Here is a 19,534-nt window from a genome sequence, read left to right on the forward strand (position 1 = left end):
TCTAAGATTTCAGTTTAAATAAACCTACTTAGGTTTACTAAATCAAGTTCGGTTAATTTTCTTAAAATATAATTTTACAAATTATCTCTTACAATTTGTAAATAAGCTCGACCCCAAACATAAATGAAGTAAGAAAAGGCTCCTAAAAAAATAAATAATATAATTATAAGTAATTTCTTTGGGGCTGACTCTCCTACTGGAACTACTACAGGTTGTATCGTAGAAAATATTGGAGTATCCTGTTTAACCCGTAGTTTTGCTTGTTCTAATTGCTTTGCGAGTTCAGTGTATACTGATAAAGCTAAATTATATTCTGCCTCCAAGTCTTTCAACCGGTTCAAAGCTGTCGACCTGGAAATATTTTGATTTGAATCTTTGAAACTAGTTAGTAATTCTCTTTTTTCTTCAAACTCTTTCTTCTTCTCCAAATACTGCTTTTTGGTATAACTTAATTGTTCACGAGCGTTTTGTATTTTAAATTCTATTACTTTATCCTGCAATAACCCTTCGACATATTTGGCTAATTGAGCAGCGGCTAGGGCTTCCGGCATAACAACCGTCAACTCAAGAAATCCTTCTTTCGAATTATACGAAACGGAAATTTGATCTTGCATTTTACTGAACAAGCCTAGTTGTTTACCTGTAACTGACAGTAGCTTGTTCTGATTCGTACTTTTTGAAACCTTTGGCTCTTCTGATTTAAAAAGTGATATTATTATTTTGGGTAGGCCTAAAGTATATTTTTTTAGATACCAAAATATTCCAGGTGTATAATAGCTATCATAGTATTCTTCATATGTCACTGTTTCACTTAATTCATTAAATTTTAGTTCGGCCTTTAAAACATCTAGCTTAAATGGCGTACTATTAATAACATTGGGATACAAAATAGGAGGTATCTCACTTCTATTTACCCCTTCCCCTAAATTAAAACCAGCCATACTTGCAATGCTTCCTAAACTGCTCATTTGACTATCTCCAGACATCTGAGGTATATAGCTTGACACTACTTTATATTCTTTTTTGGAAAGAAACGCAATTAAAACTCCAATTATAAAGAATACAAAAACTATTTTATACCCCTTCCTTCTATTGACCCATAATAACTTTATTATTGTTAAAAAATCTAAATCTTTGACGCTTGACTTGTATTTGCTATCCGTTTCTTTCATATTTTAATACTTTGTAATGAATCACCAGAGATTTACTTCTATATCATTATAAAAAAACATTGCACTCTCTTTATAACCTCGTCAGAGTTATACTTTATTCATGAACAATTTATCTATTATAACCTTCCGTCAACTAATTGTTTTGCATAAAAAGCTTTAGTATCATACAAAACGGTATTACCATTTGCTTTTATTTTTTCCAAATCCATATCACAAAACTCTTTATGTCCCACCGCTAAAATAATAGAGTCATATTTTTGTAATTTCTCCTTTGCTATCAGTGTCAGATTATATTCAGATTTGACTTCTTCTATAGAAGCCCAAGGATCATATACATCAACCTCAAGACCAAACTGTCCTAATTCCTTATAAATATCAATTACCCTTGTATTTCTTATATCAGGGCAATTCTCTTTAAAGGTAAAACCTAAAATCAATGACTTACTCCCTTTTATGGTCTTTCCCTTTTGTATCATTAATTTCACGACTTTATTGGCCACAAACATTCCCATATTATCGTTTACCCTTCTTCCTGATAGAATGACAGCAGGGTGATAGCCAACCTGTTCTGCTTTATGTGCTAAATAATAAGGATCTACTCCAATACAATGCCCTCCAACGAGACCAGGTTTATATTTCAAAAAATTCCATTTCGTGCCTGCTGCTTCTAATACTTCATTCGTATCTATTCCAAGTCTATCAAAAATCAGTGCCAATTCATTCACAAAGGAAATATTCACATCCCTTTGGGCATTTTCAATTGCCTTAGAGGCCTCTGCTACTTTGATACTAGAAGCTTTATAGGTTCCTGCTTTTATTATAGAAGCATATAATTCATTCACATAATCAGCTACTTCAAACGTAGAGCCTGATGTAACCTTCTTTATCTTAGTCAAGGTATTGATCTTATCCCCAGGATTGATTCGTTCAGGCGAATAACCACAATAAAAATCCTGATTAAATTTTAAGCCTGATTCCCTTTCCAAAACTGGTACACAATCTTCTTCGGTACACCCCGGATAAGTAGTCGATTCATAAATTACTACATCCCCCTTCTTCAACACTTTTCCCAACATGGTACTTGCTGCAATCAAAGGGCGAAGATCTGGTGTTTTATGTTCATTGATAGGAGTAGGAACCGTTACAATGTAAATATTACAGGTCGAAATAGTCGATATCGCATTGGAAGGCAAAAAACCAAGTCTTTTCTCCTCCAATTCCATAGAAGATTTTACCAGAGAAACCTGAAGGTCTCCGTCTTCCACTTCCAAAGTAACATCATGGCCTTTTTCTAAACCATCAATTCTTTTGGGCGAAATATCGTAACCAACTGTAGGGTATTGCTTTGCCAATTCAACCGCCAAGGGTAATCCCACGTAGCCCAAACCAATTACTGCAATCTTTGATTGATTTAAAGGTATCAGTTGTGAAGTCATATATTCAGTTATTAAGTTTTGTTGTTTTAATATTGCTTGAAAAGAATACTTATTTATTCTCTTCTATTTTATATTATTGCGCCAATCGATCAATTAAAATGGCCAATGTCGCCAAACTAGAAGCTACGCCTATCCAATTGGTAGCAGATAAACTTTCTCTTTGTGGCTTCTGTGGTACAATAATCTCAGCCCCTGGTTCAATTCTTGGGTAATCCTTAAAGAAAATAAAGTTTTTGGTCCGCTTTACATCTCCATTGGCATAAACCACATATGCTTTCCCCTTTCTTGCGTTATCAGTAAAGCCGCCAGCTTTCGATATGTACCTTTTAAAGCTGTTTCCATTTTCGTATCTAGCGGAAGTAGGGAACAGTACTTCCCCTCTCATCCTTACCGTCTGCAATTGTTTCGGAATACTTAATATATCTCCTTCCTGCAAAATTAAATCTTGGGCAGAACCAGGGTTTTCTAAAATCTCAGTCAAGTCTATGCCTATTAATTCTTGTGTCCGGAACTCCACTTCTGCTACTCTACTGCTATCTGAAGCAGCGACTTCCTCGACCCTACTAATCTTGTATTCTCCAGAAGCCAAACCTTTTTGGTTTGCTAAATCCCCTCCATTCTCAAGAATCTTTTCATCAATCCGAGAAAGAATTTCGTTTTCAGCTTCAGTATTTTTACCATCCTCCTTAATGAGATTGTTTTTTACCTCTGTCAAATCCTGAGACTTAATATCATTATCACTTTTGGGTGTAAAAAACTCCGTTCTTCGGATCAATGTAGCTCCTTTGACATAGGCAAACTGGTTCATCCCTCCAGCTCTTTTCAACAAATCTGATATCCGCTCATTTGATGTGGAAATCGTATACTGGCCAGGATAGGTAACTTCTCCTTCTACACGTACCAACTTCTCCCGCTGAAAGCCGGGGCTTCTGCGAATGATAATATGGTCAAAAGGCTCAAGCACTACTTCTTTATCATCGCCATCAATTTGCAGGTTCTCATCGATATCGATGGTAAAGATTTCTGCAATTTGTCCATTGGTACGGTCTTTTACCCTTCTGGCCACTTCGATATAGGCGTCGGAAGCAGATTCCTTAAAGCCCCCCGCCTTTAGCACCAAGTCTTCTACCGTCATATTATCTGCATAAGCAAAGGCACCGGGTCGGTTGATCTCACCGGAGATTTTCACATAATACTCTTCCTTGAGGTCATATTTGCTTGGGATATGCAAGACATCCTCACGTTGCAAAGGAATATCCTGTGCAGTACCATTTACCACCCCTTGGACATTTACAGGAACGATTTCCAGCGTCATGTCATCCTGCGTACGATAAAGCGTTGCCCGATTCAAAAAGGCCTCCCCTCTTAAACCTTCGGCTTTCTCGATCAAATCCTTTACCGTCATTCCATCAAAGAGGGCAAATTCACCAGGATAAAATACCGCACCTGAAATCTGCACACGGTTCTCAAATCGCTCCAATTTCTTCCCGATCAAGAACACATCTCCATCTTGGACCTTGAAACTGCCAAACTCCTCTTTACTAACATCGGCCACTTTTCTGGCTTGGTCGGATATCCGACGAACCGCCACTCGTCCAGTATAGGCTTCACTTTTAAAACCACCCGCATAACGGATCAGGTCTTTGATATCTTCTTCGGGTTTGATCTCAAAATACCCTTCTCGTCTTACGGGCCCCTGTACTTCTACCCTGGTATCCACTGCCGGTACCATAATGACGTCATTGTCCTGCAAGCGCACATTTTGCTGCTGGTCACCATTCATCAGATATTCATATACATCCACCTCGGCAATTTGCCTGGAATCCCGAAACACCTTGATTTTCCTAAAGGAACCTTGTCTGCTTGGCCCTCCTGCTGCATATAACGCATTAAACACGGAAGCAAAAGAAGGCAAGGTATAATCCCCAGGATGCTGCAATTCCCCGACCATGGCTACTTTAATGGAGCGGATATTCCCCAATCGTATCTGCATAAAGGTCCGTGGATTGCTACTATTCAAGTCTGCATATATATTGCTTAATTCCCTCTTCATTCTTGCTGTAGCAGCCTGAATACTGGAACCGCCCACATTGATCGGTCCTACATTCGGAATATACACTCGGCCCTCAGGGTTTACCGTCAAATCATAGGATTGTTGGGAATCGCCATAGATGTCGATCAGCAGCTGGTCTCCTGCTCCGATGACATAACTTTGTGGAGTCGGAATATTCAGGTTAGGAGAAAAATTCAGTTTTTTGTTATGGAACAACCCAAACCCAAAGATTTTCTTCTCTTCTTCTGATAAACTATCCTGCTCTCCCGCACTCATCCCTACATTGGCTGAATCGGAGAGCTGTCGTTGGGCAGAATTCTCTCCTACCTCTCCAGCGTCCATTCCTGAAGTACTCAGTTGATTGATCCTTGTGGCCAATTTACTGGCCTCCATGGCCGGCATGCCTCTTTCTTCTGCCAATGCTGGAATTTGGGATTTTGAAATTCCCTGCTCTTCTGCCTTTTGGACAATGGAAGCAATTTGCGCATCCGACAGCTGATCCACCTTTGCATGTTGAATATCCGAAAGGGACTGGGCATATAATGCGATCGAAACGATAAACAGGATGAATGTAAGGTAAAAAGCTTTAATGTTGATGGACATACCTTTTCTAATTGGGAATGATGAATTGAGAATGATGAATTAGGAATGATTGTAAACCATCTATTTTATGGTTTTCTTCTTAGTTTTCCATTCATGACTCACGAGATGATTTTATGATTGAGTTCAAAATTGAAATTATTTGATCGATTTCACTATATAAAAACGGTAAATGCTTATGATCTTTGAGGAGCTCATCCCGATTAAATAATCTTAGCCAGTACTTTGTCTCCCTCGCTTCTCTTGCTGCAATTACCATTTTTGAAACAAAATCCTTTCTGGAATGAGCTGCTTGTGCCTCCTCTACATTAGCCCCTATAGATGTTCCAGCACCTACTATCTGTTCTGCTAAACGGTAATGATTTTTATTTTTTAACTCAAAATAGATATCAAGGATCCTCTCGCTAAAAGCAAACGTTTTTTCTAAAATCACATTTTCCTTCGCCATGGTAATCCTTCATTTCTAATTTTTAATTCTTCATTAAATTCCAATTCCATAATGCTCAAACCCCTCCTCTTTCAAATACTTGGCATCGTAGATGTTTCTACCGTCAAAGACGACTTTATTTTTGAGCAATTTGCTCAGCGCTGACCAACTGGGTAGGCGAAATTCCGACCACTCTGTCACGAGGAGCAAAGCATCTGCATCGATGCAAGCATCATAAGCATCCTTACAATAAGTGACTTTATCCCCCACATATACCTCCTTGGCTTCATCCATGGCTATGGGGTCATAGGCTTTCACTTCTGCTCCTGCTGCCCGTAGTTCATCGATCATGACAATGGCCGGCGCCTCGCGCATGTCATCGGTATTTGGCTTAAAGCTCAGTCCCCACATGGCAAAGGTCATCCCGGTAAGGTCCTCACCAAAGTGCTTCTTTACTTTTTTGACCAATACATGCTTTTGGTCATCGTTGACATCTTCCACGGATTGCAGTACACGCAAATTGTAGCCATATTGCTTTGCCGTTCTTACGATGGCCTTTACATCTTTGGGAAAACAAGATCCCCCATACCCCACGCCAGGATAAATAAACTTATTCCCAATCCTGGGATCAGACCCGATGCCTTTTCTTACCATGTTTGCATTGGCCCCTACCAACTCACAGAGGTTTGCGATGTCGTTCATAAAACTGATCTTGGTGGCCAGCATGGCATTAGCCGTATATTTGGTCATTTCCGCGGAAGGAATGTCCATATAGATGATCCGCTCTCCGCTAAGTTGGAAGGGCTTATATAACCTTCTCATGATCTTTTCTGCCCTTTCATCCTCCACGCCGATCACAATTCTATCCGGCTTCAAAAAATCCTCTACCGCGGCACCTTCTTTTAGGAATTCCGGATTTGAGGCCACGGCAAAATCCAAGGCCCTGTCCCGCTTTTCCAACGCTGACTTAATGGCCTGCTCAACCTTCTTGCCCGTGGTTACCGGAACGGTGCTTTTCGTCGCCACTACGATATAGTCGGACATCTTTTGCCCAATTTCATCTGCCACGGCCAAGACATATTTGAGATCGGCAGAACCATCCTCGCCCGGAGGTGTCCCCACAGCAATAAACGCTACTTCTGATCCCTGAATGGCTTCCCCTAAATCGGTAGTAAACTTCAGCCGACCACTTTCATAGTTCCGTACGACGATTTCTTCCAGTCCTGGTTCATAGATGGGCATGACACCTTGCTTGAGCTTATCGATCTTTTTTTGATCAATGTCCACACATACCACTTCAATCCCTACATCTGCAAAACAAGCTCCTGAAACCAAACCGACATAACCGGTACCTACTACAGTGATTTTCATATGTTATTTATTGATTAATTGTTTTATTGTCGAACCGTTGAATTGTGTAAATGTCAAATTGTTTTTTTAAGTTTTATCAAATCTCATCTTTTAAATTACTTGATCGCTTGATCTGAAATTTATAAAAAGCATTGAGCTTATTGATAAGCTCATCAAACTTTAACCTCATTGTTAAATAGCTATTCTCGTCCATATATTCTAAATCATAGGCTGTGATCAGATGATCCAATACTTCCAACGCACTTGCGTAAGCCGTATTGGTGAAACGTGCTTTGTCCCTATCTGAGGCCCTTCAACTTCCTTCCACCAAATTTGCAGTAATGCTGCCAACAGCTCGTTTTAGTTGACTGGTTAGGTTATACAATTCATCTGATGGAAAAGCTGTGGTCAAAATATAAATTTCTTTCCTAAGTTTTCTGGACAATTGCCACACCTCTAATCTTTCGAAGGAATAGGTGTATGGTTTCTTCATTCTTCCAATCAAACAATTCGACAGTACAACAATTCTACCTCATCAGACGCAGCTTCGCCCGGTCAGTCACATTTCGTGCTTAGCGGGGTGGTAAAACTAAGAAAGCCAAGTAAGCGTGTATCCTACTCAGCGGCTTTGTTATATAAAATGATGCCAGAGGGTAAATCTTTCTCCAGCAGGGTAAAATTCACTTTACGGTCGATCATTTCTTGGATTCTGATCCCCAACATGTCGAGGTATTCCTCATTGAGGGCATTGCCCTTGATGCTGACATCAATGGTACCGGTATCAAGACCATTGGCGTAATCTCCGGTGAGAACGACCCGTTCCACATCGCCCATCCGGTTCAGGACTTCCTCCACAAGGGTGTCCAAACCAATATATTTCCGTATGATATCCTGCAGGGACAAAAACAAAGGGTGCCGGGTGTTGGCACTGTAACAGATCCTGTTCTTTTCGGATGCTTTCTGCAGGTAACCGGCTTCTGATAGGTTGTTGAGTTCCTTTCTTATGGCATTGGTAGATTCACCAAACTCCTCGGCCAGGCCACGCAGGTGGCTATGGTTGTCCGCATTGATAAAAAACTTTACCAACAGTCGCAATCTGGTCTTGGATGTAATCAACGAATCGAGCATAAAAAAGCACCTTGGCCTAACGAGCACCAAAAGTACTCGTTAGCCATTACATCTCCAAAACTTTTCATTTTTTTCGTTAAAAATGCCCTTTACTCCGTATTTTTTAACATTTGCATAATATTGTTGCTCAAATGAAAATCAGCCCTTTTAAATGAATCGTTAAATAATGTATTGCATAAAAATGAATTTTAAATTCTTTTTACAGCGTATATTTTTTTTTCGACCTATAGCTGATGAATATTTCACCTCACCTAGCCTCTCCTACTAGGAGAGGAACCGAGTGGTGATTATGAAGAGAATAGTTGAATGGTCATGGGCCACGAAGGTTCGAAGGCACTAAGGATTTTTTGTTCCTTTCCTTGATTATTAAGGTGAGCCCTGTGGAAAAAGTATTGTTTGCTCCTTCTCTGTATTCTAGGTGGCTCTAAGCCTTAAGCACTCACCTGAATCTTTGTCCATTGGAGGCCTTCATCAATACGGCTACCGGTTATCAAAAATCCGAAACAGTTCCCCCTTTTAGGGGGCTAGGGGGAAATCCAAGGTTTTATACACCTCACCTAGCCTCTCCTACTAGGAGAGGAACCGAGTGGTGATTATGAAGAGAATAGTTGAATGGTCATGGGCCACGAAGGCTCGAAGGCACCAAGGATTTTTTGTTCCTTTCCTTGATTATTCAAGGTGAGGCCTGTGGAAAAAGTTTTGTTTGCTCCTTCTCTGTATTCAGTTAGGTGTGACTCAGCCTTAAGCACTCACCTGAATCTTTGTCCATCGAAGGCCTTCATCAATAGGGCTATCGGTGATCAAAAATTCGAAACAGTTCCCCCTTTTAGGGGATAGGGGGGAATCCAAGGTTTTATACACCTCACCTAGCCTCTCCTACTAGGAGAGGAACCGAGTGGTGATTATGAAGAGAATAGTTGAATGGTCATGGGCCACGAAGGCTCGAAGGCACTAAGGATTTTTTGTTCCTTTCCTTGATTATTAAGGTGAGCCCTGTGGAAAAAGTTTTGTTTGCTCCTTCTCTGTATTCTAGGTGGCTCTAAGCCTTAAGCACTCACCTGAATCTTTGTCCATTGGAGGCCTTCATCAATAGGGCTATCGGTGATCAAAAATCCGAAACAGTTCCCCCTTTTAGGGGGCTAGGGGGTAATCCAAGGTTTTATACACCTCACCTAGCCTCTCCTACTAGGAGAGGAACCGAGTGGTGATTATGAAGAGAATAGTTGAATGGTCATGGGCCACGAAGGCTCGAAGGCACCAAGGATTTTTTGTTCCTTTCCTTGATTATTCAAGGTGAGGCCTGTGGAAAAAGTTTTGTTTGCTCCTTCGCTGTATTCAGTTAGGTGTGACTCAGCCTTAAGCACTCACTTGAATCTTTGTCCATCGAAGGCCTTCATCAATAGGGCTACCGGTGATCAAAATTCGAAACAGTTCCCCCTTTTAGGGGGCTAGGGGTAATCCGAGGTTTTATACACCTCACCTAGCCTCTCCTAGTAAGAGAGGGAGCAATGCTCTTTCGTTAATGAAATTAAGAAAGGTTAGGCCGAGCGGAGTCGAGGTCCTACACTACCCTTCGACTCTATCTGGCGAATAGACAGGTCCGCTCAGGGTGACAAGCGTGTTGTACTTCCCCTAACTTAAGCGCATAGTTAGGGGGTTAGGGGGGTAATTTCACAACCGCGCATCCACCAGGCTTTTGTCCAGCATGCCCTTGACATCGTAAACCACCTGTTTGTCGGACTTTTGGATGGTCCAGGACTTGAATTCCTGATGGGCGACGGCCAGGATGATGGCCGAATAGCTGGAAAGGTCGGGCTGCCTATCGCGGTCCAGTACCTGGATGCCATACTCGTGGGCCACTTCTGAGGCGTTTGCCCAGGGGTCGTACACGTCCACATGGATATCAAAGTTCTCCAGTTCCCGGTAAATATCGATTACGCGTGTATTGCGCACATCCGGACAATCCTCTTTGAAGGTAAAGCCCAGGATAAGCACCTTGGACTCCATCACCTTGAGGTCCTTGCGCATCATGTGCTTGATCACCTCGGTGGCCACATGCTTGCCCATAGAGTCGTTCAGGCGCCTTCCTGCCAATATGATCTCTGGGTGATAACCCACTTCCTGTGCCTTTTGGGCCAGATAAAACGGATCCACTCCGATGCAGTGTCCACCGACCAAGCCTGGGCGGAACGGTAGGAAATTCCATTTGGTACCGGCTGCTTCCAGCACTTCTTGTGTATCTATATTCAACAAATTAAAAATCTTGGACAGCTCATTGACAAAGGCAATATTGATGTCCCGCTGGGAATTCTCGATGACCTTGGCCGCTTCGGCAACCTTGATGGAAGAAGCCTTGAACGTTCCTGCGGTGATGACCGACCTGTACAGGGCATCAATAAAATCTGCAGCCTCCGGATTGCTCCCGGAGGTCACTTTCAAAATCTTGGCCACCGTATGCTCCTTGTCCCCGGGATTGATCCGCTCGGGGGAATAGCCCACAAAGAAGTCCTTGTTGAATACCAGCCCTGATCCCTTTTCCAGTACCGGCACACATTCCTCTTCGGTGACCCCGGGATATACCGTGGATTCGTAGATCACCACATCCCCTTTTTTGAGCACTTTGCCGATCGTCTTGGAGGCTTTGAGCATGGGCGTCAATACGGGCCTGTTGTGCTTATCGGTCGGTGTGGGCACCGTCACGATATAGACGTTACACCCGGTGATATCCTTTTGGGAGCTGGTGGGGTAAAACCCCGCTGATTTTGTAGTAAACTCTTCTTTTGAGCCGACCAGTACCGATTGCAAAAGGCCGTCCTCCACCTCAAGGGTATGGTCCACGCCATTGGCCAGCTCCTCCACGCGCGAAGTGGAAATATCGTATCCCATCACGGGAAATTTCTTGGCAAATTCCACTGCCAAAGGGAGGCCTACATAGCCCAGTCCGATCACGGCAATATTTGATGCTTCAAGGGGAAAAAGTAGTGTCTTCATGAGTAGTGTTGATTATAAAATAAATCAGTAAATGGTTTATATGGGTTTTATTGATCCCCCGCAAATATAGGGGTTTATGGATGAATTCATTTCCCAAATGAATAATTGCTTCACACAAACCGTTGAAACCGTCATTGCCAACGGAGCAATAGCGAAGTAAAGCAATCCCGTGTAATGGCTCCTCCACATTGAGAAGGACTCCGCTTCGAAATTGGAAACTGACACATCCTTCCTTGTCGGATCTCCCTGCTTATGGCGGTAGACAGGTTCGCAGTGACGTAATTGGAAAACATTGCGAACGGAGTAGGAATTCCTTTCCAAAAAACGAGATTGCTTCTCCGCCGCCGCGGATCGCAATGACGTAAAAAAACGCATAGCTTTTTGTCATTCGGCTATCAATGAAACAGTACTTGCAATAAAAGAAGGGTTCAGTAAATCCTCCTTGTTATATTCCAGTGGTCGGCTATTATCAGCTTGCAACACCTGCCCACCCAAGGCCTCCAACACGCCATGTGCTGCCGCGGTATCCCACTCCATGGTGGGCGCGAAACGTGGATAGACCTGGGCCTTGTTTTCGGCCAGGAGCATAAACTTCAATGAGCTCCCCATGCTAATGGTTTCAGCACCCGGATACTGCTCCATAAAGGCTTTCGTTTCCGGGCTTTGATGGGACAGGCTCACCACTATTGTTTTTATTCCATCCCCTTCCGGAAACCCCAATTTCACGGGTTCACGCCTCCCCTCCTGCTTCCAGGCACCTTCTTCTCCATTCCCCCAATACATCCACTCCGCCACAGGGGCATACACCACCCCAATCACGGGACGGCCTTGCTGGATCAACGCGATGTTTACCGTAAACTCATCACTTTTCTTGATGAACTCCTTGGTACCGTCCAAGGGATCGACCATCCAAAAACAGTCCCAATCCTTACGGGTTTCATAAGGAATGTCCTTTCCTTCCTCCGACAGCACCGGTATCCCCGTTTCCTCGAGGTATTTCATGATGGCGTCATGGCCTGCTTTGTCTGCTTTGGTCAGGGGCGAATCGTCCCTTTTGTATTCCACGCCAAAATCAGCGGAACGATATACCTTCATGATTTCATCCCCTGCTGCCCGGGCTGCAGTCACCGCTGACCTTGTCAGTTCCTTTAAGTCGATTTGCATAAGTGCAAATGTAGCATTCTTTATTTTAAATGGACCTTTAAAATGCGGATACAGGCGATCACCGTAAAAGCGAAAGAGGTGCTAATCCACCAGTTCAGGTTTGTCCTTCTCGAGCTTTTCGAACACCTTTTTTACCTCCTGGGCACGCTCCTTTTTCAGTACAAGTACCGCATCTTTGGTCTGTACCAAAATGGTGTTTTCCAGCCCCACGAATTCTGTGTGGACCTTGCTGCCGATGATCATATTGCCTTGGGCATCGGCCTTGTAGCCATGCTGCTCCATATATTCAAAAACGGACTCAAAAGAGCCCATGTCCGACCAGCCAAATGAAGACGGCACCACCTTTATTTTTTGCGTGCGCTCCATTACCGCATAATCCACCGAAATGGAAGGGATCTCCATGGACATCTCCTGGTCCAAAAAGCCATCACTGGCGGCGGCCATGGCTTCCTGTGACCGCTTGAAAACCTCTGGTTCGTAGCGTTCCAACTCGGAAAGGAACACCTGGGACTTGAAACAGAACATGCCCGAATTCCATAGAAAATTCCCTTTATCCAAAAACTGCTTAGCGGTGTCCAAATCCGGTTTTTCCCGGAAGCCCTTTACCGACTCTTCATCGGCCTCGATGTAGCCAAACCCGGTTTCCGGACGGGTAGGTTTGAGGCCAAAGGTCACGATATAATCCTCCTTGGCCAATTCAATGGCCCTCTCAACACTTTTGGTATACTCATCTCCTGTGGTAATCAAGTGGTCTGAGGGCGTCACAAAAAGAATATCATCCGGTCCGGAACGAAACGCCGCAAATGCAATGGCCGCTGCCGTATTGCGTGGACAGGCCTCGATCACTTCGAAATATTCGGTAATGCCAAGCCCCTTGATGTCTTTTCGGGACAGCTCATAATTGGCCTGGTTGCCCACGATCATCAGCTCGTCACAAAGGCCTTGGTTCCGCTCCACGGTCTTCTGGAACAAGGTCCTTTCCTCAAAAATGGGCAGGTACTGTTTCGGGCAGCTCTTACGGGAAAGGGGCCATAGCCTGCTTCCTACCCCTCCGGACAATACTACATTTATTATTTGCATGGTATAATAAATTCATTTCAGTTAAAAATACTCAAGATTCTACCGTATTGGTCTTTTTAAAACTATTCCAATACCATTCACATGCCAATGCAAGCCCTTGTTTTACGGAATATTCAGGATCATACCCCAATACCTGCCGGCCCTTGGCAATGGATGCCAGTGAATGCGGCACGTCCCCGGCACGCTGTGGCCCATATTCCAAGGGGATCTGTGCAATTTGCCCCCCGTATTTTGACAGCTCCTCCTTCAGGTAGCCTACAAGCTGGTTCAGGTCCACGCGCTCGCCAAAAGCTACGTTGAACACTTCCGATATAACGGCCCCGCTGTTGAAGGGTTCTCCAATGTGGGCATAGTACGCCGCAAGGTTTTCCTTCATAACCGAGGAATCGGTCACAGCTGCTTTGATATTGGCCTGGATGACATTATCGATATAGGTGAAGTCCCTGGAAAAGGAACCGTCGCCATTGATCTTTGGGGACTCCCCTTCCACCAGGCACCGTACGAATTTAGGGATCACCGCTGCATAGGCCCCATCAGGATCCTGCCTTCTGCCAAAGACATTGAAATACCTTAGCCCGATGGTCTCCAGGCCATAGGTATCGGCAAAGTTTTTGGCAAACAGCTCGTCCACAAATTTGGTAATGGCATAGGGCGATAGGGCATTGCCGATGACATGTTCCACTTTGGGAAGGTCGGGATGGTCCCCATAGGTAGAGGAGCTGGCGGCATACACCACCCGCTTGACCCCTGCTTCCTTGGCGGCAAAGAGCACCTTGACAAAGCCGCCTATGTTCACATCGGTAGTGGTCATGGGGTCGGCAATGGATCGCGGTACGGATCCCAATGCTGCCTGGTGGAACACCAGTTCACAGCCTTCTGCAGCAGCCCTACAGGTATCATAATCACGGATATCCCCCTCCATCAATTCAAATTTGGGGGAATTTAAAGCATCCTTTAGGTTTTGGTGCTTGCCCGTGGAGAAATTATCAAGGCAGACCACCCGGTTTCCGGCCTCCAACAGCGCATCGATCAGGTTGGAACCGATAAAACCGGCTCCGCCCGTGACCAATACCTTTGCACCAGTGAGCAGCTGCTCTTCAGTTGTTGCTATCATGTCGTATCGTTTCCAATTATACTTTTAAGGTAAGCATAATTAAATTCCAATACCATAATGGGTGAAGCCCATCTCTGCCAGGTATTTCCTGTCATAGATATTCCTACCGTCAAATACCACTTTGTTGGTGAGCAATTTGCCCAATGCACTCCAGCTTGGCATCCTGAACTGCGACCACTCGGTCACCAACAGCAGTGCGTCTGCATCCACACAGGCATCATAGGCATCATCACAATAGGTTACCTTATCGCCAATATACACTTCCTTGGCCTCTTCCATGGCTATGGGGTCATAAGCCTTTACCTTGGCTCCCGCCGCCCTGAGTTCATTGATCATCACAATCGCCGGAGCTTCACGCAAATCATCCGTATTGGGCTTAAAGCTCAAGCCCCACATGGCGAAGGTCATGCCGCTAAGGTCATCGCCAAAGTGCTGCTTGACCTTGTGCACCAAGCGGTGCTTTTGGTCGTCGTTTACTGCTTCCACGGACTGTAGCACGCGCAGGTCATAGCCATAGGTCTTTGCTGTACGGATAATGGCCTTTACATCCTTGGGGAAGCAGCTACCACCGTAGCCTACGCCGGGATAGATGAATTTATTGCCGATCCTTGGATCCGATCCGATCCCCGCCCTGACCATATTGGCATCGGCACCTACGAGCTCACACAGGTTGGCGATATCGTTCATAAAGCTGATCTTAGTGGCCAACATGGCATTCGCGGTATATTTGGTCATCTCAGCAGAAGGAATGTCCATGTAGATGATCCGGTCACCACTCAACTGGAATGGCTTGTACAGGCGCTTCATGATCTCTTCTGCCCGCTCGTCCTCCACACCGATGATGATCCTGTCCGGCTTCAAAAAGTCTTCCACTGCTGCACCCTCTTTCAAAAATTCCGGATTGGAAGCTACAGCAAAAGGCAGGTCGCTCTTGCGCTTGTCCAAGGCATTTTGGATGGCCTCCTTCACCTTACAGCCAGTGGTCACCGGAACGGTACTCTTGGTAGCCACCACGATATAATCGGACATGGTCTTGCCAATTTCATCGGCCACGGCCAGTACGTACTTAAGGTCCGCCGACCCGTCCTCGCCCGGAGGTGTACCCACAGCAATAAAGGCCACTTCTGATCCCTGGATCGCCTCTCCCAGGTCCGTGGAGAAAGACAGCCTTCCATCCTTATAGTTTCTGGTCACGATTTCCTCCAAGCCCGGTTCATAAATGGGCATGATCCCATTTTTGAGCTTATCGATTTTCTTTTGGTCGATGTCCACACAGACCACTTCTATGCCGACATCGGCAAAACAGGCTCCTGAAACCAAGCCTACATATCCGGTTCCTACTACAGTAATTTTCATTTTTTACAATTCATGTTTAAGCGGTTAAAAATACTTAATTTTTTCGGATCAATACTTTTGTTCCCCGTATCCAAATTCCCTTCACTGGAAGAGAGGGTGTATCTTTATCAATTTCATTGCCACTGTTCAAATTGCAGCGGCAACTGTTCAGGGCCGATGGAATTATCATCAACATCAAAATAAGTTGTATTAGGTTATATCGGGTAAATTGCGCTCTTGCGAATCTCCTTAATCCAGAAATCACAAAATACCTGGCCCCACTTTTAGAGCTACCAGTGGTTAGGTTCATTTCTATCAAACAGCTTTAAATCTCCAACACCTACCTGTCTGCCCGACCGTGCCCAATGTCCTTCACGCACACGGTACCTTACGTAAACAGTTGGGATTGGTCGATCAAACCACTTCACCTTTCCTTCATCCACGCCCTGTGTCATTTGATATTCTAAAAGTAGAACAATTTATTTTAAATACAAAAATTTGTTTTTAAAAATTTAATTAATGTATTTCAGATAATTTAAACATTGTTTCACCTTCCATGTCATTACTAACTTAAAGCACAGGTCTTTTCTTGAAAAGAGTACTATTTTGGTGCCTTATTATGCCCAAAGGATCGCAAAAAAAGCTTGGTATTGACCCGATATATTGCCAATTTTAGGTTTTTAAACCTAGCATCAACATGAATTCGGACAGCAGTTGGTACGTCATGTACACCGCTCCACGGGCGGAAAAAAAAGTAGAAAAACGTTTGGAAGAAAAAGGGGTGGAAGCCTACCTTCCCATGATCGAGGAAGTCCGGCAATGGAGCGATCGAAAGAAAAAAGTCCAGCGCCCACTTTTCAACGGCTATATTTTTGTGCGGTCTCAAAAAAGCAGGCTATGGGAAGCCCTGCAGGTACAGGGAGCGGTAAAGTTTGTCAATTTTTCCGGTGACCATGCAGTGGTCAGGGATGCCGAAATCGAAGCGATCAAGCGCGTCGTGGAAACCGGTGTGGCCGTAGAAGTGGAAACCACCCATATCGAGGAAGGCCAGCAGGTAAAGATCATCGGCGGTCCACTACAGGGATTTGAAGGCGAATGCATCCAAAAAGGAAACCAGGATTTCTTTATCATCCGCGTACCAAGTATCGCCCAAACGGTCATGGTCAATATCCCCATAAAATTCCTGGAAATAATCAGTTAGACCTGCCCGTATTGCTTTTGCCCTTGACTGTTTTACTGAAAAAAATGTGGAACAATGCGACATTTAGGTGTGAACTTTATTGATAAAATGTCATTATTCTTCAGTAATAATTTGCCGTTAATCACTAGATCCTTACCAATTGGTGTTAACCTATAATCAGACATTTTCTTGCAGCCTCGACTACCTCTTTGTTAATCGCCTGCAAATTATTGATTTTGATAATGCGTATAATCTGACTAAATAAACGGTCAATGAGTCTAAAGTTTCCAGCGGTAAAGCGAACAATTGTGTTCAGTGCTTCTACATCCGAGTATTGATCAGGATTGTAAGTCAACCCCATGCTTGCCCATATCTTAGGAAAGATGAACCGCATTTCATCATCGCTCAACCTTTTGAACTCATGACTGAAACCAATCCTGGAATACAACTGCGGATAGCGGGAAAACCGTTTTTCAATGCCCGGCATGCCGATAAGTATAAGCCCGAATTGGTATTGGTCATATAGACTTCTTACTTCCTCCAAGGAATTGATGTTAAGCCGGTCGGCTTCATCAATAATAACCAGGGGGCATGACATGTAAACATCCCTGACCCTTTTACAAAGATCAGGTTCGCCTTTGGATTTAGCTAAGGTAATGCCGTAGCCGAATGTCCTGCGGGTAATTTCTGTCCTGATGATCTTGGGCGTATTGGTTACCGGAGCTGTAACCAAAGCCCCCTTGCAGTTCTTAATTACCTTCTTCTTTTTAGGTGAAAGTTCGTCTATTGCATTTTCATGCACAAGTTCCTCCTCCCATTGGGAAAAGTGGATTGCAGCAAGTGATTTACCCACGCCTGGTTCACCATGACAGATACCGATATAACGGAAGTCCATGCAGGAGTTGGCGAATTCCTCAAACCTGTTGAACTCTTGGGTCAATATAAAGCTCTTTAAAGATCTACCTAATAACTGGGGTTCATTCATTGTGGTATAGTTTTAAAGATGATGTTGGTGGGAGGTGATGTGATGGCAGGTCCTCTTGCTTTAATGTTATACTTTCTGCTTTCTTTGCATGGGAGAGCTTTTTTACCAGTAATTGAGACTGCTTGATTTGTCCGTACAATTCTTTTTTTACCGCACTCCTAGCTGCTTTGATCTCTTTTAAGCTGACGACCATTTCAGCAATATCCTGGCATATGGCTTTGCACAGGAATTGCTCCCTGTAATATACCTTTATCTCTGCCAGATCCCGAGGATCATACCTGATGGTAACAAGTTCACCTACGAAACCTGCCAGTGTTGGAGTGATATAGCGCATGCCCTGAAAACGGATCCCATCCCTTTGTACCTTTCTCGGCTTGTGGATAGTCAATAGCAGCAGATCAAGTAACTCAGGTGATTCAGGAAGCTGTGGCAGGAATCCGTTTGCCCACATCTGAATCGGCGGCAACCCGGTTGAAGAATGGCTGGTGACATGGTACTTATTCAGAATAAAATCCAGGACGGCAGCTTCCAGCTGCCCTAAACTCAATGTAGGTTTTGAAGCAGGCTTCCCTTTGACTGAATATCCGGGTAAGTCCATCAGTACACATTCGTTCAGGGTTTGAAAGAAGCGCTCGATCTTGCCCCGGCCCTGTGGTCTGCCTACTGCCGAGTTAAGCATTCTGATTTTTAATCCGACGCATACCTGCTCAATATGATGGGACATAAAGTCACTGCCATGATCGGTATACAGGATTCGGGGTATACCACATATTTGCCAGCTTGATTCCTCCTTTTTCCAGATCGCCTGTCGTAGTGCAAGTGCAGTATTCATCGCACTGGGTGCTTCCAATGATAGGAATATACCGGCAACGGCCCTGCTGTAATCATCTATGATGGTCGTCAGCCAGGGTTTTCTTTCTCTGCCATCTGCATCAACAATATAAATATCCATTTCAGTATGGTCAGATTGCCATATCTCATTAGGTGTGCTGCATTCCCTGCGATAAATAAGTTCATACTTCTGCTGATAAGCCGCGCCTCCTTCATGTGCAAGTGTCAACAAAGCAGGATTGATATTTCTTACGAAGCCATAAACGGTTTCATAGGAGGGAGGCTTGATGTTTATTCTTTCGGCAAGAATGCTGATCTTTCGGTGAATGGCTGATATCGAAAGTGGGGGCTTTTGCAGGGCTAGACCCTTAATCAGCTTGGTTATTTCCTGAGTCATTATTCGCGAATTGCCGCTGTCTTTTCTTTTTGCCCGCTCCAAGCCGGTTAGGCCTTTCTCAGAAAACTGTTTAACCCAGTAGCGTATAGTGCGCACGGGTATCCCTTCACTTCGGGAAACATTGATTGCAGAAACCTCCCGTTCCAGGATAGGAAGGATTAACCGGTACTTGTCCAACGAGGATAACTTTGCCATACCTTATATATATGTAGATGCCTGCAAAAAGAGAGTAAAGTATTAAAAAATAAACCTTCCTTTTCTCGGTAAGGATAATTTAGCAAAAAACATGTA

Annotated in this window: 14 protein-coding genes and 1 pseudogene; 1 reads left to right on the plus strand and 14 read right to left on the minus strand. The window is 44.1% G+C overall.

The window, feature by feature from the left end; translation table 11 throughout:
- Positions 1–74 precede the first annotated feature (74 nt).
- The 12 genes and pseudogenes from FDP09_RS21830 to FDP09_RS21885 form a co-directional block, all read right to left on the minus strand.
- Positions 75–1,172 (minus strand): GumC domain-containing protein, encoded by a 1,098-nt coding sequence (locus FDP09_RS21830; protein WP_137404622.1) that lies wholly within the window; start codon positions 1,170–1,172, stop codon positions 75–77.
- Positions 1,173–1,288: 116 nt separating this feature from the next.
- Positions 1,289–2,608 (minus strand): nucleotide sugar dehydrogenase, encoded by a 1,320-nt coding sequence (locus tag FDP09_RS21835; RefSeq protein WP_308421182.1) that lies wholly within the window; start codon positions 2,606–2,608, stop codon positions 1,289–1,291.
- Positions 2,609–2,681: 73 nt separating this feature from the next.
- Complete coding sequence (locus tag FDP09_RS21840) at positions 2,682–5,264, minus strand: SLBB domain-containing protein (protein WP_137404623.1); 2,583 nt, start codon at positions 5,262–5,264, stop codon at positions 2,682–2,684.
- Positions 5,265–5,355: 91 nt separating this feature from the next.
- A complete protein-coding gene (locus FDP09_RS21845) occupies positions 5,356–5,709 on the minus strand; it encodes a four helix bundle protein (RefSeq protein WP_137404624.1) in 354 nt (117 codons plus the stop codon).
- A gap of 33 nt (positions 5,710–5,742) precedes the next feature.
- Positions 5,743–7,059, minus strand: coding sequence for a UDP-glucose dehydrogenase family protein (locus FDP09_RS21850; protein ID WP_137404625.1), 1,317 nt, complete (start codon positions 7,057–7,059; stop codon positions 5,743–5,745).
- Positions 7,060–7,135: 76 nt separating this feature from the next.
- Positions 7,136–7,531 (minus strand): annotated as a pseudogene (locus FDP09_RS24380) (four helix bundle protein).
- 122 nt (positions 7,532–7,653) lie between these two features.
- A complete protein-coding gene (locus tag FDP09_RS21860; RefSeq protein WP_137404626.1) occupies positions 7,654–8,166 on the minus strand; it encodes a helix-turn-helix domain-containing protein in 513 nt (170 codons plus the stop codon).
- A gap of 1,671 nt (positions 8,167–9,837) precedes the next feature.
- Positions 9,838–11,157, minus strand: a complete 1,320-nt coding sequence (locus tag FDP09_RS21865; protein WP_137404627.1) for a nucleotide sugar dehydrogenase — start codon at positions 11,155–11,157, stop codon at positions 9,838–9,840.
- Between the two features lie 384 nt (positions 11,158–11,541).
- On the minus strand, positions 11,542–12,321 hold the full coding sequence (gene cysQ, locus FDP09_RS21870; RefSeq protein WP_187328746.1) for a 3'(2'),5'-bisphosphate nucleotidase CysQ: 780 nt from the start codon (positions 12,319–12,321) through the stop codon (positions 11,542–11,544).
- Between the two features lie 81 nt (positions 12,322–12,402).
- Complete coding sequence (locus FDP09_RS21875; protein ID WP_137404628.1) at positions 12,403–13,401, minus strand: mannose-1-phosphate guanylyltransferase; 999 nt, start codon at positions 13,399–13,401, stop codon at positions 12,403–12,405.
- 31 nt (positions 13,402–13,432) lie between these two features.
- Positions 13,433–14,515, minus strand: a complete 1,083-nt coding sequence (locus FDP09_RS21880) for an SDR family oxidoreductase (RefSeq protein WP_137404629.1) — start codon at positions 14,513–14,515, stop codon at positions 13,433–13,435.
- Positions 14,516–14,554: 39 nt separating this feature from the next.
- Positions 14,555–15,871 carry a UDP-glucose dehydrogenase family protein gene (locus tag FDP09_RS21885; protein WP_137404630.1) on the minus strand — a complete coding sequence of 439 codons (1,317 nt, stop codon included), beginning with the start codon at positions 15,869–15,871 and terminating at the stop codon, positions 14,555–14,557.
- A 676-nt stretch (positions 15,872–16,547) separates the two neighbouring features.
- Here FDP09_RS21885 and FDP09_RS21890 point away from each other — a divergent pair.
- On the plus strand, positions 16,548–17,051 hold the full coding sequence (locus tag FDP09_RS21890; RefSeq protein WP_137404631.1) for a UpxY family transcription antiterminator: 504 nt from the start codon (positions 16,548–16,550) through the stop codon (positions 17,049–17,051).
- 145 nt (positions 17,052–17,196) lie between these two features.
- On the opposite strand, the gene FDP09_RS21895 is transcribed toward FDP09_RS21890, so the two are convergent.
- Positions 17,197–18,015 carry an AAA family ATPase gene (locus FDP09_RS21895; RefSeq protein WP_137404632.1) on the minus strand — a complete coding sequence of 273 codons (819 nt, stop codon included), beginning with the start codon at positions 18,013–18,015 and terminating at the stop codon, positions 17,197–17,199.
- Entirely contained in the window at positions 18,008–19,438 is a 1,431-nt protein-coding gene (locus FDP09_RS21900; protein ID WP_137404633.1) for a Mu transposase C-terminal domain-containing protein, read from the minus strand. The genes FDP09_RS21895 and FDP09_RS21900 overlap by 8 nt, the downstream gene beginning before the upstream one ends.
- Between the last annotated feature and the right edge of the window lie 96 nt (positions 19,439–19,534).

It is taken from the genome of Echinicola rosea (assembly GCF_005281475.1).
Lineage (GTDB): Bacteria > Bacteroidota > Bacteroidia > Cytophagales > Cyclobacteriaceae > Echinicola > Echinicola rosea.

Excerpts from the sequence above, each read along its gene's own strand:
- FDP09_RS21830 (WP_137404622.1), bottom strand. The coding sequence starts at position 1,172 with ATGAAAGAAACGGATAGCAAATACAAGTCAAGCGTCAAAGATTTAGAT.
- FDP09_RS21835 (WP_308421182.1), bottom strand. The coding sequence starts at position 2,608 with ATGACTTCACAACTGATACCTTTAAATCAATCAAAGATTGCAGTAATT.
- FDP09_RS21840 (WP_137404623.1), bottom strand. The coding sequence starts at position 5,264 with ATGTCCATCAACATTAAAGCTTTTTACCTTACATTCATCCTGTTTATC.
- FDP09_RS21845 (WP_137404624.1), bottom strand. The coding sequence starts at position 5,709 with ATGGCGAAGGAAAATGTGATTTTAGAAAAAACGTTTGCTTTTAGCGAG.
- FDP09_RS21850 (WP_137404625.1), bottom strand. The coding sequence starts at position 7,059 with ATGAAAATCACTGTAGTAGGTACCGGTTATGTCGGTTTGGTTTCAGGA.
- FDP09_RS21860 (WP_137404626.1), bottom strand. The coding sequence starts at position 8,166 with ATGCTCGATTCGTTGATTACATCCAAGACCAGATTGCGACTGTTGGTA.
- FDP09_RS21865 (WP_137404627.1), bottom strand. The coding sequence starts at position 11,157 with ATGAAGACACTACTTTTTCCCCTTGAAGCATCAAATATTGCCGTGATC.
- cysQ (WP_187328746.1), bottom strand. The coding sequence starts at position 12,321 with ATGCAAATCGACTTAAAGGAACTGACAAGGTCAGCGGTGACTGCAGCC.
- FDP09_RS21875 (WP_137404628.1), bottom strand. The coding sequence starts at position 13,401 with ATGCAAATAATAAATGTAGTATTGTCCGGAGGGGTAGGAAGCAGGCTA.
- FDP09_RS21880 (WP_137404629.1), bottom strand. The coding sequence starts at position 14,515 with ATGATAGCAACAACTGAAGAGCAGCTGCTCACTGGTGCAAAGGTATTG.
- FDP09_RS21885 (WP_137404630.1), bottom strand. The coding sequence starts at position 15,871 with ATGAAAATTACTGTAGTAGGAACCGGATATGTAGGCTTGGTTTCAGGA.
- FDP09_RS21890 (WP_137404631.1), top strand. The coding sequence starts at position 16,548 with ATGAATTCGGACAGCAGTTGGTACGTCATGTACACCGCTCCACGGGCG.
- FDP09_RS21895 (WP_137404632.1), bottom strand. The coding sequence starts at position 18,015 with ATGAATGAACCCCAGTTATTAGGTAGATCTTTAAAGAGCTTTATATTG.
- FDP09_RS21900 (WP_137404633.1), bottom strand. The coding sequence starts at position 19,438 with ATGGCAAAGTTATCCTCGTTGGACAAGTACCGGTTAATCCTTCCTATC.